At 62.4% G+C, this 12,846-nt stretch carries 14 protein-coding genes; 4 read left to right on the forward strand and 10 right to left on the reverse strand.

Features of this window, described 5'->3' with window-relative positions; all coding sequences use genetic code 11:
• Positions 1 to 87: 87 nt before the first annotated feature.
• The 4 genes from GLL_RS13070 to GLL_RS13085 all read right to left on the reverse strand — a co-directional run bounded on the left by GLL_RS13070 (position 88) and on the right by GLL_RS13085 (position 2,563).
• Positions 88 to 1,374, reverse strand: coding sequence for an amidohydrolase family protein (locus tag GLL_RS13070; RefSeq protein ID WP_011142523.1), 1,287 nt, complete (start codon positions 1,372 to 1,374; stop codon positions 88 to 90).
• 73 nt (positions 1,375 to 1,447) lie between these two features.
• On the reverse strand, positions 1,448 to 1,627 hold the full coding sequence (rpsU, locus tag GLL_RS13075) for a 30S ribosomal protein S21 (RefSeq protein WP_011142524.1): 180 nt from the start codon (positions 1,625 to 1,627) through the stop codon (positions 1,448 to 1,450).
• Positions 1,628 to 1,709: 82 nt separating this feature from the next.
• Complete coding sequence (locus GLL_RS23480; RefSeq protein WP_011142525.1) at positions 1,710 to 2,081, reverse strand: RNA recognition motif domain-containing protein; 372 nt, start codon at positions 2,079 to 2,081, stop codon at positions 1,710 to 1,712.
• 146 nt (positions 2,082 to 2,227) lie between these two features.
• A complete protein-coding gene (locus tag GLL_RS13085) occupies positions 2,228 to 2,563 on the reverse strand; it encodes an ATP-dependent Clp protease adaptor ClpS (protein ID WP_197530001.1) in 336 nt (111 codons plus the stop codon).
• 359 nt (positions 2,564 to 2,922) lie between these two features.
• Between GLL_RS13085 and GLL_RS13090 the strand changes: the two genes are divergently transcribed.
• The 3 genes from GLL_RS13090 to GLL_RS13100 all read left to right on the forward strand — a co-directional run bounded on the left by GLL_RS13090 (position 2,923) and on the right by GLL_RS13100 (position 5,295).
• The gene (locus GLL_RS13090; RefSeq protein WP_011142527.1) at positions 2,923 to 3,792 is read left to right on the forward strand and encodes a pirin family protein; all 870 of its coding nucleotides are present in this window, start codon (positions 2,923 to 2,925) and stop codon (positions 3,790 to 3,792) included.
• A 124-nt stretch (positions 3,793 to 3,916) separates the two neighbouring features.
• Positions 3,917 to 4,807: a class II fructose-bisphosphate aldolase gene (locus GLL_RS13095; protein WP_011142528.1), complete on the forward strand. Its 891-nt coding sequence runs from the start codon at positions 3,917 to 3,919 to the stop codon at positions 4,805 to 4,807.
• Between the two features lie 212 nt (positions 4,808 to 5,019).
• Complete coding sequence (locus GLL_RS13100) at positions 5,020 to 5,295, forward strand: type II toxin-antitoxin system ParD family antitoxin (protein ID WP_011142529.1); 276 nt, start codon at positions 5,020 to 5,022, stop codon at positions 5,293 to 5,295.
• Positions 5,296 to 5,494: 199 nt separating this feature from the next.
• On the opposite strand, the gene GLL_RS13105 is transcribed toward GLL_RS13100, so the two are convergent.
• The 5 genes from GLL_RS13105 to GLL_RS13125 all read right to left on the reverse strand — a co-directional run bounded on the left by GLL_RS13105 (position 5,495) and on the right by GLL_RS13125 (position 11,135).
• Positions 5,495 to 6,055, reverse strand: coding sequence for a pentapeptide repeat-containing protein (locus GLL_RS13105; protein ID WP_011142530.1), 561 nt, complete (start codon positions 6,053 to 6,055; stop codon positions 5,495 to 5,497).
• 187 nt (positions 6,056 to 6,242) lie between these two features.
• A complete protein-coding gene (locus tag GLL_RS13110) occupies positions 6,243 to 7,739 on the reverse strand; it encodes a complex I subunit 4 family protein (protein WP_011142531.1) in 1,497 nt (498 codons plus the stop codon).
• Positions 7,740 to 7,746: 7 nt separating this feature from the next.
• Positions 7,747 to 8,628 (reverse strand): hypothetical protein, encoded by an 882-nt coding sequence (locus GLL_RS13115; RefSeq protein ID WP_011142532.1) that lies wholly within the window; start codon positions 8,626 to 8,628, stop codon positions 7,747 to 7,749.
• A gap of 1 nt (position 8,629) precedes the next feature.
• The gene (locus GLL_RS13120; protein ID WP_011142533.1) at positions 8,630 to 9,919 is read right to left on the reverse strand and encodes an MFS transporter; all 1,290 of its coding nucleotides are present in this window, start codon (positions 9,917 to 9,919) and stop codon (positions 8,630 to 8,632) included.
• Positions 9,912 to 11,135 (reverse strand): lipid-A-disaccharide synthase-related protein, encoded by a 1,224-nt coding sequence (locus GLL_RS13125; protein ID WP_011142534.1) that lies wholly within the window; start codon positions 11,133 to 11,135, stop codon positions 9,912 to 9,914. Before GLL_RS13125 ends, GLL_RS13120 begins: the two co-directional genes overlap by 8 nt.
• A 242-nt stretch (positions 11,136 to 11,377) precedes the next feature.
• On the opposite strand from GLL_RS13125, the gene GLL_RS13130 reads away from it, so the two are divergent.
• Positions 11,378 to 12,553 carry a M20 family metallopeptidase gene (locus GLL_RS13130; RefSeq protein WP_407919995.1) on the forward strand — a complete coding sequence of 392 codons (1,176 nt, stop codon included), beginning with the start codon at positions 11,378 to 11,380 and terminating at the stop codon, positions 12,551 to 12,553.
• Positions 12,554 to 12,556: 3 nt separating this feature from the next.
• Here the strand turns inward: GLL_RS13130 and GLL_RS13135 are convergent, their stop codons facing one another.
• Positions 12,557 to 12,772: a DUF1816 domain-containing protein gene (locus GLL_RS13135; RefSeq protein ID WP_011142536.1), complete on the reverse strand. Its 216-nt coding sequence runs from the start codon at positions 12,770 to 12,772 to the stop codon at positions 12,557 to 12,559.
• Between the last annotated feature and the right edge of the window lie 74 nt (positions 12,773 to 12,846).

Genomic DNA, 12,846 nt, shown 5'->3' on the forward strand with positions numbered 1-12,846 from the left:
TTGCAACGGGTGCCGAAGAGTGATCTCCGGCACCCGTTGTGCTTTGGGAAGGCCCGGTTGGGATCGTGTTTGGTCACGCCATTGCTTTTAAGCGGACGCTTCGGGAAGCCCAAAATCGACGGGTTGCCACAAGCCATCGAGCGCTGTCTGCGGGAGGACAGGTTCGGTACGGGCGATCACCCGGCCGCGGCGGATCACCCATAGCCGCGCCGGCCTGAGGCGGATCGCTTCGATCGGATCGCGCGCCTGCAGGATGACCATATCGGCATGGCAACCGGGGACAAGGCCGTAGTCCGCCAGTTCCAGCACCCGGGCGGCGCCCACGGTGACGGCGTCAAAAAGGGCGTGCATCTGGGCAGTACCGGTCATCTGGGCGACGTGCACCGCCATGTGAACCACTTCGAGCATGTCGTGGCTACCCAGCGGATACCACGGATCCAGCACGCAGTCGTGGCCCAGGGCGACGGTGAGCCCCGCTGCCATCTGCTCGCGGATGCGGGTCAGGCCCCGCCGCTTCGGGTAGGTGTCGTGACGACCCTGCAGGGTGATGTTGATGAGCGGATTAGCCACCACGTTCAAGCGCGCCTCGGCCATCAGGTCGATGAGCTTGCCGGCGTAGTAATTGTCCATCGAGTGGAGAGAGGTGAGGTGCGAACCTGTCACCCTACCCTGCAGCCCCAGCCGCTCCGTTTCGCAGGCGAGGTTTTCGACAAAACGCGAGTGGGGATCGTCGCTCTCGTCGCAGTGCATATCGACGGGCAATCCGCGCTCGGCGGCCAGTTCGCACAGCTTGCGCACCGAGAGCGCACCCTCGGCGGCGGTGCGCTCGAAGTGGGGAATGCCCCCGACCACCTCCACCCCCAGATCCAGGGCGCGTTCGAGCAGTCCGGGCGCTTCGCGGTAGCGCAAGTAGCCCTGCTGGGGAAAGGCGACCAGTTGCAGATCCAAGTAGGGCTTGATCTGGGCGCGCACCTCGAGCAGCGCCTGCACCGCCGTGAGAGTCGGATCGCACACATCGACGTGGCTGCGGACGGCCAGGTTGCCGCGGGCGATGGCCCACCGGCAGAACCCGAGGGCCCTCCCTTTGATTTCTTCGAAGGTTAGCTGCGGGCGCAACTCGCCCCACAATGCGATCCCTTCCAGCAGCGTGCCGCTTGCGTTGACCCGTGGTCGACCGAAGGTAAGCGTCGAATCGATGTGAAAGTGGCTGTCGATGAAGGGTGGGCTCACCAATCGCCCATGGGCGTCAATCTGCTCGCGGGCCTCCGCTTCGAGGCGAGGGGCAATCGCCGCAATCCGACCATCCGCAACGGCGATATCCACCGGGCCGCTCCCGTCCGGCAGATTGCCCCCGCGAATGATCAGATCCAGCATTGGCAAGCTCGCTCCACTGACCGAGCGTTATACCCTCTCGGTGCGCCACTGGGCCAGGGTGGGCCGCAGCTCGTTACCGGCGGGGGTAGCGGCGCCTTCTGGCAATCGCCTTGCGCCGCCGTTTCTCGATGGGCGTCTCGAAATGCCGATGACGCTTTGCTTCGGCCAGAATGCCGGCTTTGGCCACGGTCCGCTTGAAGCGCCGCAGGGCCGATTCGATACTCTCATCCTGGCCGACTCTCACTTGCGCCATCGCAATACTCTCTCCCACGTAATGGATGAACCCGGCGAGCGGGCCGGGTGCAGCGCAGCCGATGAACCCGGCGAACCAGTAATCAATAGCGAGGCCGCTGACCGCCGCCACCGCCGGCACCGCCGCCACGATAGCCGCCACCGCCACCGCCACCGCCACCGCCGGCACCGCCGCCACGATAGCCGCCACCGCCGCCGCCGCCGCCACTGCGCTCGGGGCGAGGTTCGGCCTTGTTGACGCGGATTTGACGGTTGTCCCAGGTGGCGCCGTCGAGCGATTCGATCACTTTCGCTTCTTCTTCGTCGGCCATTTCGACGAAGGCGAAGCCGCGGGGTCTACCAGTCTCACGGTCGGTAGGAATCTTCACCGACTTGACGGTGCCGTATTCGCTAAATGCCTCGGTGATATCCTGCTCAGTGACCGAGAAGGGCAGGTTGCCCACAAAAACTGTCATTGCATGTCTCCTGGAAAATTTACCAATCGCCAAGGAGAACGATGCACCCTGATCGACGGTCGAACTTCCCCACTGTAGCCGGTGTAGGCCAGGGTCGGAAACCTTTCTTTGCCGACTTAACAATTGAATAGTGGCGCTGTGATCCGTCAGCTTTCGCAGCAGTCGGAAATGAGTCCATCGCGGACCAGTTTTTCGCAGACCAGTTCGGCCACTTCGCGCGGCCCCTGGTAGGTGGCGGCCACCCCTTCGCGGTGGGCCTGCCAGGCAACCGACCAGGCCATATCCTGCGACATGCCCGGCACATGCTTGCAAAGGCTTTCGACGACGTGTTCGAACTTGTTGACCGGGTCATTGAACAGCCGCACCACCCAGTCGCGCCAGCGCAGGGGCGTCTTCTCCGGTGTCTTGACCGGGTCGAGGGGCGTCTTGGTGGGCAAAGGCGGTGCCGAGACGGCAGCGGGTGCGAGAACCATGCGCTCCATGGATGCGTGCGGGTAATCGTCCTGAGTGCCAGTGTATCCAAAGCTCACGACTATGGCCCCCCACCGAAGGCGTTTTTGCACATCGCCGGGTTGCCGGGAGGCTGGATAGGATGCCACGGCAAGGTATCCAGATGCCGCAAGGCCCGTCACGTGGACAGACGCAACGCGATGCTGCCGGTCTTGAGCCTTTTGCCCGTTCGGTGCCCATTGGACCGTTCCAGGGCTCGGCGCCTCGGCGCTGGACAGCACCTGGTTTATGCTTTAACATTAAATTATTGGAACTCAAGCTATTGCCCTTGGGCCGTGTGCGTTGGTTCCAGCCGGGACATCGATTGAAAGCCATTGTAGGAGGGGCTTCTATGCAAACCACCGCAACTGTCGGCCGTCCGCGCACGGTCAGCTGGGTGCTTACCGCCCGCCCGACCAGCGACGGCGACGATGTGAATCTTTACCGCACCATCGGCGATTCGTCGCTGCGCGAACTCGATCCCTTCTTGCTCCTGGACGAATTTCGTTCTGAGGAGGCGACCGAGTCGTTGCCGGGCTTTCCGGATCATCCGCACCGCGGCTTTGAGACGGTGACCTATCTGCTTGCCGGGCGGGTGCGCCACGCCGACAACAAAGGCCACCAGGGCGTCCTTGAAGCCGGGGGGGTGCAGTGGATGACCGCCGGACGGGGCATTGTCCACTCCGAGATGCTCGAGCAGCAGGACGGCCGCATCCGGGGCTTTCAGCTGTGGCTCAACCTGCCTGCCAAAGACAAGATGGTCCCACCGCGCTACCAGGAATTTGCCCCCGAGGCGATCCCCCAGATCACTGGGCCGAATGGTGAACACATCCGGGTGATCGCAGGCCGGGTGGGGGCGGTCGAAGGTCCGGTGCGCGGCATCGCCACCGACCCGCTGTATCTGGATATCGCCTTACCGCCCCATAGCCGCTTTGTGCAGCCGGTACCTGTCGGACACACGGCCTTTGTCTATATTTTTGAAGGCCAGGCGGAGATTGGGGCGGCGGCGGAAGCTCCCGGCGAGCCGCGCGGCGAGCGGCAGCTTGCGGTGCTGGGCGATGGCGATTCGGTGACGCTGGTGACCGGCGAGACGCCTGCGCGGCTCTTGCTCGTGGCGGCGCGGCCCCTGGACGAACCCGTGGTGCGCTACGGTCCATTTGTGATGAACACCCAGCTTGAAATCTGGGAGGCTGTTCAGGATTATCACACAGGCAAGTTCTGATGCTTGCTCGGTGTCAGCCGGTGCCGGAGTGCAGCAACTCCGGCACCGGCCGATGCGTACCGCACTGGAACGTGGATACGAGTGGTAGACTGGCGCCTGCAATGGAGCTGCGGGATTCACAGATATGCTCAGTTCAACGATTGAGCTATTGCGCACGGCGCGCCGAAGTGCCTACGCCATCGGTGCATTTAACATCTACAACCTCGAAGGGGTCTTGGCGGTAGTCCGGGCGGCCGAGGAAACTGCGAGCCCCGCCATGCTCCAGTTGCACCCGAGCGCGCTGCGCTTCGGCGGTCCGCCCCTGGTTGCTCTCTGCCTGGAGGCGGCCCGGGAATCGACGGTGCCCATCGCCGTTCACCTGGATCACAGCTCCTCCGCCCAGGACATTCGCTACGCCCTGGAGGTGCGTCTGCCCTCGGTGATGGCCGACGGTTCCCATCTTCCCTATCAGCAAAATCTCGAATTTACCCGCCAGATGACCCGGTTGGCCCACAGCTTCGGAGCGGCGGTGGAGGCGGAGATTGGCCGCATCAGCGGCAGTGAGGACGGTCTGAGCGTCTCGGAACTAGAAGCGAAGATGACCGACCCGCTGCAGGCGCGCGAGTTCGTCGAAGCGACCGAGGTCGACGCCTTGGCAGTCACGATCGGCAACGTCCACGGCAAGTACCGGGGAGAACCCAAACTCGACTTCGACCGCCTCGCCAGAATCCGGGAACTGATCGAAATTCCGCTGGTGCTGCACGGCACCTCCGGACTGCCCGCCGAACTGATCGGCGAATCGATCCGGCTGGGGGTGTGCAAGTTCAACGTCAACACCGAGGTGCGCGGAGCGTACCTGCGCAATCTCAAAGAGAGCTTCACCCGCGAACCCGCCATCGATCTGTTGGATTTGATGGAAGGCGGCATCGCCGCGATGCAGTCGGTGGTGCGCCACATGCTGGAGCTGTTCGGTTCGGTCGGCAAAGCGCATCTGCACCAATCGCCCTACACAGCTTCGCTGATGCGCGAGTTTTAAGGCTCCTTGTGTCCTTTACATCACATGCAGTCCACTGCAGCCGCGACGGTCTGCGGGTCACGGGAGATAGGATACGATGCTTACGTAGCGACTCCGCGCGCTAAAGAAATGACGGCAGCTCAACATTAGACGTCAACTCATTGGCAATTTCTGCCAACCTCTGACAGTGATGTTATGTTCAGAGTCTAGCCACGACAGAAATAGAGGTTGTCATGACGATGAACGTCAATCTAACCCCTCAACTTGAGGAAATGATTAGGCAGAAAGTCGCGTCTGGCCTTTACACATCAGCCAGCGAGGTTGTCCGCGAGGCGTTGCGCCTGATGGATGAACAGGACCGCCTGCGCGCCGTCAAGCTCGAGCAACTATGGCAGGACATTCGCGATGGTCTTCAAAGTGGCCCGCCAACCTTGTGGAACGCTGAAGAAATCAAGCAAGAAGGCCGTAAGCGCAGAGCCGGGCGCACCGCCGCCAGCTCTGAGGCGTGAATACCGGTCATCATTAAACGCCCTCGCGTCATCACTGATCTTGCTGAAATCTAGGATCATATCGCCGATGACAGTGAAGCTCGTGCGGATGCTTTTATCGACACAACCGACCCAATAATTGATACCCTGCCCAAGCAGCCAAATATGGGAAGGTTGCGCACCGATTTAATAAATTCCGCCTCTGAAGTTGAATCTACGATCAAGGTCGAGGACAAACTTGTGGACTCCCAGGCACCTCGGAAAGTAATGCTCCCGTAGCTCCGGTCACATCTGCATTCATGAAATTGGCTTGACGGAAGTCCTGGCTGTACAAAATTGCTCCGCTAAGATTCGCGCAGGTAAAATCCGCTCCTTTGACCTTCGAATTATTAAAATCTGCCCCCTGGGCGTCCACTTGACTGAGTGTTGCGCTAGCTAAATTAGCATGCTTAAAATCTGCACTTTGCATGCTCGCTTTGCTAAAATCGGCTTTAGTTAAATTTGCACTTTGCAGTCGGGCTTGATTCAATATGGTGCCTCTGAATTTTGTACCAATCAAAGTAGCAAGTTCTAGATTTGCGCCCGTTAGGTCAGCACCGCTTAAGTCTTTCTCGATGAGTACCATCCGAGAGAGATTTGCTCCCCTCAGATTGCAATTCATACAATTACCTGTCGACTTTAGTTTGCGCAAAGACTCGGTCACACTTTGCTCAGCAACAACTGGCGCAGACAGAACGCTGAGACTGACCACACATGCAGATACGATAAGCGAGAATCTCATGGTTGCCCTGGCGAGGATTGTTGAAATCGTCACATTATTATATGCCTATGCCAGTCATGGTTATGCATCCACTTAAGGTTTTTGTATTCCTCAGGCTTATTGGCTATTTCCGAAAGATTGGCCTCAAGGAAACCAAAGCATCCAGGTAGTTGCTTTTGCCTGGATGCGGTGCGTCTATCTCAACGATTTAGCGCGGTATCTGAGCAACGGTCTTGGCATCAAGTTGCTGCACCAGTTGGGCCACGTTCGGCTCGAAGATGCCTGTGGCGAGGGTCGGGAACAGCCCCAGACCGACGCAGATGACCAGAAGCACCGTGGCCGGGATCAGCTCCCAGGCTTTGACGCGGGGCATGGTCTCCAGATTGGCGGGTAGCTTGCCGAAGAAGGCACGCGCCAGCATCGCGAGCATGTAGATGGCGGTGAGCACGATGCCGAAGATGCAGAGCACCGTCGCCACCGGGTAGCGCTCGATGCCGCCGCAGAAGACCATAAATTCGGCCACGAAGCCGCTCATGCCGGGTAGTCCCGCATTCGCCATCGCCGCCCCTACGAAGAAGGCACCCACTACCGGCATGGTGGCAAACAGCCCCCCAAGCTTGGGCAGTTCGCGGGTGCCGGATTTTTCGTAGATCAGACCCACCAACATGAACAACAGTCCCGAGATGATGCCGTGGCTAATCATCTGGAACATTGCACCGCCCAGGCCGGTTTCGTTGAGCGAGGCGATGCCCAGCACCACATAGCCCATGTGGGCGATCGAACTGTAGGCGATCATCTTTTTGATATCGGTCTGAGCCATCGCCGCGAGCGAAGCATAGACGACGTTGATGGCGGCGAGCACCGAGAGGAGCCAGGCGAACTGGACGGCCGCCTCCGGGAAGATCCCGAGGCCGAAGCGGACGATGCCGTAGGTGCCGAGCTTGAGCAAGACCCCCGCCAGCAGCACCGAGACCGCCGTGGGCGCCTCGACGTGGGCGTCAGGAAGCCAGGTGTGCAAGGGCACCAGGGGCATCTTGATGGCGAAACCTAAGGTGATGAGCCCCAGGGTGATGAACTGGAAGGCGAGCGGATAGGGCGTGGCGGGGTTGGCCAGCACGTCGATACTGAAGCTGTTGACCCCGGAGAAGAAGTAAGTGCTCAAGAAAGCGACCAATAGCGCCACGCCCGACAAAAACGTGTAGAGCAGGAACTTGGTGCCCGCGTACTCGCGCCGCTTGCCGCCCCAGATGCTGATGAGAAAGTACAGCGGGATGAGTTCCATCTCGTAGGCCAGGAAGAACAAGATGGTGTCTCGGGCCATAAAGGCTCCCAGCACACCGGTGCTCAGCAGCAAAATCAGGACATAGTAGAGGCGGGCGCGCTTGTTGAGCTCCCAACTGGTCAGGATCGACAGCACCACCAATAGACCCGTCAGCAGCACCAGCGGCAGGCTGAGGCCGTCCACCGCGATGTTGTAGCTAATCCCCAACTGCGGCAACCAGTTGATGGTCTCGGCAAATTGGGGCTTGGTGCTGGTGTAGTCGAAGTTGTAGGCCACCAGACCGCTCAGCAAAAAGGTCAGTCCGGCCACCGTCAGTGCCCAGACGCGGGCGAAGCGGTAGCTCACCTCGCCCGGGAGCAGGGCCAGACCCAAAGCCCCCAGGGTGGGAAAGAAGAGGATCAGACTGAGCCAGGGCACACTCATCGCGGGCTTACTCCGTTTTCGGTGAAAGTTTGGGGGCGGGGGCCGGGGGCTGGATCTCCGGCTTTGGCGGCTCTGTCTCGGTCACTTTGAGCCTCTGGTTGACCAGCACCAGCCCTCCCTCGCGGACAAAGGCGAGGGTGACCGCCTGATCTTCCGGGCGCGAAGGCGCCTGACCGGTCTTGAACAAACCGCCGGTGCGCAGCGGTTCAAGGGCGGGCGCTTCGAGAGCGGTAGCCGTCTTGGTTGTAATGGGCGTCAGACGAATCCCCCCCAGAGCGGGCGCCTCCTGCAGGGGTGTCGCGAGCACGGCTTCAACTTTGAAGTTCTTGCCCACCCGCACCGTCGAGGGCAGGTTGAGACTCACCTGGGGAGGCTTGCCGCCAATGCTCAAAGTGGTGCGCTCGGCAGCAATTTCTTGGGAGACCAGCTTGAGGCCAGTTTTTTGATCTTCGTAGCGGCTGACCGTCTCGACGGTGGATTCAAGGCGGGCCGGTTCGCCCAGTTCGGTCTTGTAATCCGCCTGCAGGCGCGTCGTCGCATTCACCCGGTAACGGTTTTTCTCAGGAACGACCGCGGTGACATTCGTCTGATAGGTCGGCTTGGCAAGTTTCTCCCAAAGCGCTGAAACCGCCTGGCGGGTCGTTTCGTAGCCGAGGCCGTCACTAGATTTGAAACTCGTGGCGTAGTTTGCAAACAGGCTATCCAGGTTTTCCTGGGAGGCCGACGCATCCATTTGAGCCGCAATTGCCCGCACCCGCTCGGTAATCACCTCGTCGGCCGCCTGGACACCAGGGGCGAAAAGCGCTCCGCAAGCCACCAACAGCGCCAATAACCTGAATCGACGTGCCGACAAGTGCTTATCCCAAACCAATTCTTTACACTTCTTCATCCTATGGCTCCTGCGAACGGTTGTCTAGTGAGAAATACTTCATCAAACGGGGGCGCAAAGCCGCCAGGGCGGAGGGGATCAAGCAGGCGGCAAAAAGCGCGATGGCCCCCTGCAGGGCCACAGGATAGCCAATCCGTTCGATAGTCAGCCACCACAACGCCCCAAAGACGAGTAGGCCCAGGCCGACGTAGACCGCCAGCCCGCCGTTGACCCGACCCATCCATTCGGCGCGCACCTCCTGCAAGAACAGCTGATTGAGCAGGACGTAGGCCACCCCGGCCGCGGTGCCCAAGGCGGCAAGCCAGCCCGCCTGAACCATCCAGCCTGCGGAGGCGCTGAGGGCAAAACCCGCCAGGGGCACAAGCAGCGAGGCCAGGGCCACGGCCAGGGCCAGGGACAATCGGACGACCAGACGCCCAAGCAGCAGCGAGCCGAGGACGGTACCGACACCCAATCCCAGCCAGCGGGCCGCCTCCAGCGTGCCAAGAGCCGAGATGGGCCAGTGCTGGACTTGCTGGACGTAGTAGGGCAAAAAGACCACCAGCAGAGCCGCCGGGCCGAAGATAAAGCCGCTGGCGGCGATGAGCGGGCCTAGCAGGGGCCGCAGGACGGCAAGCAGCGGAGCGCGACCGGCGGCGGCTGGGAGGGGCGGGGCCGCCGCGGCGCGCGGCGCTTTTGGCCGGATACCCGCCAGGGCCACCGCGGCGGCGACGAAGCTCAAAGCGTTGAGGGCGAAGGCCCAGGCGCCCGGCACCACCATCAGCATCCAGCCGGCCAACAGCGGTCCCAGACACTGGGCGGCAGCCCCGCCGCTAGATAGGAGCCCGTTGAGGCGAACTAGATCGGCGTTTTCAGGGGCTATCTGCTTGGTGAGGGAACGGTGGGCCGGATCGGTCGGGGCGCCGAGTACCCCGAGCACGATCGAAATCCCTCCCAACAGCCAGAGGTTGGTCCGCCCCCAAAAGGCGAAGGCGGCGAAGGCGGCGATGAGGGCGCCGTGCAGGCCGTAGCTCGTAAGCAGCAGCGCGCGCGGACCCAGCCGGTCGACAAGCCATCCCCCCGGCCAGGAGAAAGTCAGTTGGCCTGCAATCCAGAGGGCCTGGCACAATCCCACCGCCGCCGCCGAGCCGGTCTGCTGCACCAACAGCCAGTTAAACGCCAGGATGTGCACCGCGTCGCCCCAGTCGGAGGTCCAACGTCCGAGGCACAGCCGCCAGATTTCCGGCTGGCGGAAAAATCGCCACAGAGCGGCCAAACCCGTGCCGCCTTCGAGGGCAGGGGCTTCAGCCACGCGACTGGGGAGTACCGCCGCGGACCCGCCGGGGTAACTGGTCAAGGGTAAATTCGGCGATCTGGCTGGCGGCCCCGGCACCGCCCATGCGCTCGCGGCCGTTGCACGCAAATTGCCCGAGCCGCTCGCGATCTTTGATCAAATCGGCGGCGGTGCTGGCGACCGCCTCGGGCCGACGGGCGGGGGCGACATCGACGATGCGCACCGAATCGCCGAGCAGCTGCCTCTGTAGATAGGCGAAGCGGCGGGTGAACTGCGGACCGCGCCCCGGCAGCGTGATCACCGGTTTACCCAGGCCCACCGCCTGCTCGGTGGCGGTGCCGGCCATGGCGATGAGCAAATGGGCCCGGTGCAGCACCGCGCTGAAGTTGTCCGTGCGCAGCACCACCGCAGTGGCGTTGCGCTCGAAGCGGCCCTCGCCGTACTCCTGCCAGCCCAAAGGAGCGGCCTGACGGCGGAAGCTCTCCAGGCCCAACCCCGCTGAGATCGCCGCCTCGAAGTGCACCGGTTCCCCGAGGCGGTGGCGAACGGCCTCCAGGCAGCGCAACATATCGAGCAAATTGCGCTGGGCCTCTCCCGGCCGCGAACCCGGCAGCAGGCCGATAAAAGTGCCCTCCGGCCGCGGCGGCTGGTGGGTCTCGTTCCACTCCAACCCGTCCATCATCGGGTTGCCCCAGTAGCTGGCCGGTACCCGGTGCAGCCGCAGATTGCGGCAGGTGATCCGGTCGCGGGTGAAAGCGTGCAGGCAGCGCGGCGGATGCAACAGCGCCCGCTCCCAGGGGAAATAGCAGCTGTAGGCGCCTTCGGTGTAGTAGTCGGATTTGGTGCAGCCCACGAAAATATAGGGCTTGCCCGTTAACCAGGCGAGCGAGAGCGGCAGGATGTCGCCCACCGCGACCACCAAGTCCGCCCAATCGGCCAGACCGCGCACCGAGCGCACCAGGTGAGCGCCGTAACCGGCCAGGCCCGAGCGCAAATCGAGCCACAGCCCGCGCATCGTCTTAAAGGTGAAGCCTCCCGAGGGCAACACCCGGGTGGTAAGGGCGAGCGGCACGCCGATGCGCTCGTAGCTGTGGCCGTCGCCCACCATCGGCAGCGCTCTTAGCTCGAGCGCTCCCAAATCGCGCTGGGCGGACAAGCGGGTCAGGTGAGAAGCTATCTGCGCCGCGACCCAATCTTCACCATGGCCGTCGGAGATAAAAAGAATCCTATGCATCAACCCGCCTGCGGTGTACCTGGAACCCGTCTACCTTCGGGAGCCGTTCACCGCCTTGCAGCTCACCAGGAAAACAGTTGAAAGGATTATACCAGCCCGCCCCGGTGCGAAGAAAAGCGCCGAACAGTGTTAAGTTTAATCAAAGTCGCCGAGTGCTGCGGTCTAGGCCGCACCCCAGGATGGCAGTGATTCAGAGTATGTACCTGTCGCCCTCCAACGAATTTTCTGCCGCCCGCCCGGCTCTGCTTCAGGCGATCAGCGCCGAGACCCACCGGGTGCTGCCCAGACTGGTGGCCCTTCGTCAGCACCTCCATGCCCACCCTGAATTGAGCGGTGAGGAATACCGCACCGCCGACTGCGTGGCGGAGTTGCTGGCCGAACTGGGTCTGGAAGTAAAAAGCGGCGTCGGACGCACCGGGGTGGTCGGTTTGCTGACCGGCAACGGCCGCGACGAACGCACCGTCGGGGTGCGCGCCGACATGGACGGGTTGCCGATTGCCGAGCAGACGGAACTGCCCTATCGCTCGCAGGTGCGCGGCGTCATGCACGCCTGCGGTCACGACTTGCACACGGCGATCGGCCTGGGAACGGCCATGGTGCTTGCGTCACTGCGCGAGTCGCTGCCGGGCCGGGTCAAGTTTTTGTTTCAACCGGCCGAGGAGACAGCCCAGGGGGCGCGCTGGATGGTCGACGACGGGGCGCTCGAAGATCCGCGGGTCTCGGCGCTGTTTGCGTTGCACTGTTTTCCGAGCTTGCCGGTCGGGGTGATCGGCGTGCGGCCGGGGGTATTCACCGCCGCCGCCGATTCGCTTGTGATCGAAGTGTTCGGTCGTTCCGGCCACGGGGCACGTCCCCACGAGGCGGTCGACGCCATCTGGGTCGCCGCCAACGTGGTCACCGCCCTGCAGCAGGGGATCAGCCGCATGCACAATCCCCTCAGGCCGGTGGTGCTCTCGATCGGCCAGATGCAGGGTGGACGCGCCCCCAACATTATCTGCGACCACGTCGTGCTCAAAGGCACGGTGCGCTCGCTCGATCCCCAGACGCGCACGGCCCTTCCCACCTGGATCGAGCAAATTGTCGCCCAGACCTGTGCCGCCTTCGGCGCCGACTACCGGCTGCACTACGGCAACGGCACACCCTCGGTGATCAACGATCCCCACCTGACCCATCTGGTGGAAGATTGCGTGCGGACGCTGCTCGGGGCGCAGTACCTCCAGGCGCTGCCGGAGCCCTCGATGGGGGCGGAGGACTTCGCCGTGTTCTGCGAACAGGTGCCGGGTACGATGTTCCGGCTCGGCGTGGGCGGGCCGACCAGTTACCCGCTGCACCACCCAAGCTTCGACGGCGGCGACGGTGCCATCGCCCCGGGGGTGATGACTCTGGCTGCCGCCGCCGTCAGCTACTGGAGGCTCTAATTTTCAAGCGACCAGAAAGGCGCCGGACGGTCCCTTGGAGCTGACCGTGGCCGAGAGCACCTGCCAGCCTTCGGAGATCAGGTCCGCCCGGTGCCGGGGGACGGCCGCTTCTGCCTCCTCGGGCGATTCGAAAGGGCCGAACAGATATAGATAAGGTTCGTCGGTGGCTATCTCCAGCCACCAGGCCATAGTGTTTTCGGTGAAATGAGAACGTTGCATCCTGCTCTCCAGGAAATTCGTGGTGGTTTTGAGATTGAGAAACAAATGCTTGTACGGGGGGACTTCAGCTAGAC

It is taken from the genome of Gloeobacter violaceus PCC 7421, from assembly GCF_000011385.1.
Classification (GTDB): Bacteria; Cyanobacteriota; Cyanobacteriia; order Gloeobacterales; family Gloeobacteraceae; genus Gloeobacter; species Gloeobacter violaceus.

Bases quoted from the DNA above. Each gene is read 5' to 3' on its own strand.
- GLL_RS13070 (WP_011142523.1), bottom strand. From the start codon at position 1,374: ATGCTGGATCTGATCATTCGCGGGGGCAATCTGCCGGACGGGAGCGGC.
- rpsU (WP_011142524.1), bottom strand. From the start codon at position 1,627: ATGGCGCAAGTGAGAGTCGGCCAGGATGAGAGTATCGAATCGGCCCTG.
- GLL_RS23480 (WP_011142525.1), bottom strand. From the start codon at position 2,081: ATGACAGTTTTTGTGGGCAACCTGCCCTTCTCGGTCACTGAGCAGGAT.
- GLL_RS13085 (WP_197530001.1), bottom strand. From the start codon at position 2,563: ATGGAGCGCATGGTTCTCGCACCCGCTGCCGTCTCGGCACCGCCTTTG.
- GLL_RS13090 (WP_011142527.1), top strand. From the start codon at position 2,923: ATGCAAACCACCGCAACTGTCGGCCGTCCGCGCACGGTCAGCTGGGTG.
- GLL_RS13095 (WP_011142528.1), top strand. From the start codon at position 3,917: ATGCTCAGTTCAACGATTGAGCTATTGCGCACGGCGCGCCGAAGTGCC.
- GLL_RS13100 (WP_011142529.1), top strand. From the start codon at position 5,020: ATGACGATGAACGTCAATCTAACCCCTCAACTTGAGGAAATGATTAGG.
- GLL_RS13105 (WP_011142530.1), bottom strand. From the start codon at position 6,055: ATGAGATTCTCGCTTATCGTATCTGCATGTGTGGTCAGTCTCAGCGTT.
- GLL_RS13110 (WP_011142531.1), bottom strand. From the start codon at position 7,739: ATGAGTGTGCCCTGGCTCAGTCTGATCCTCTTCTTTCCCACCCTGGGG.
- GLL_RS13115 (WP_011142532.1), bottom strand. From the start codon at position 8,628: ATGAAGAAGTGTAAAGAATTGGTTTGGGATAAGCACTTGTCGGCACGT.
- GLL_RS13125 (WP_011142534.1), bottom strand. From the start codon at position 11,135: ATGCATAGGATTCTTTTTATCTCCGACGGCCATGGTGAAGATTGGGTC.
- GLL_RS13135 (WP_011142536.1), bottom strand. From the start codon at position 12,772: ATGCAACGTTCTCATTTCACCGAAAACACTATGGCCTGGTGGCTGGAG.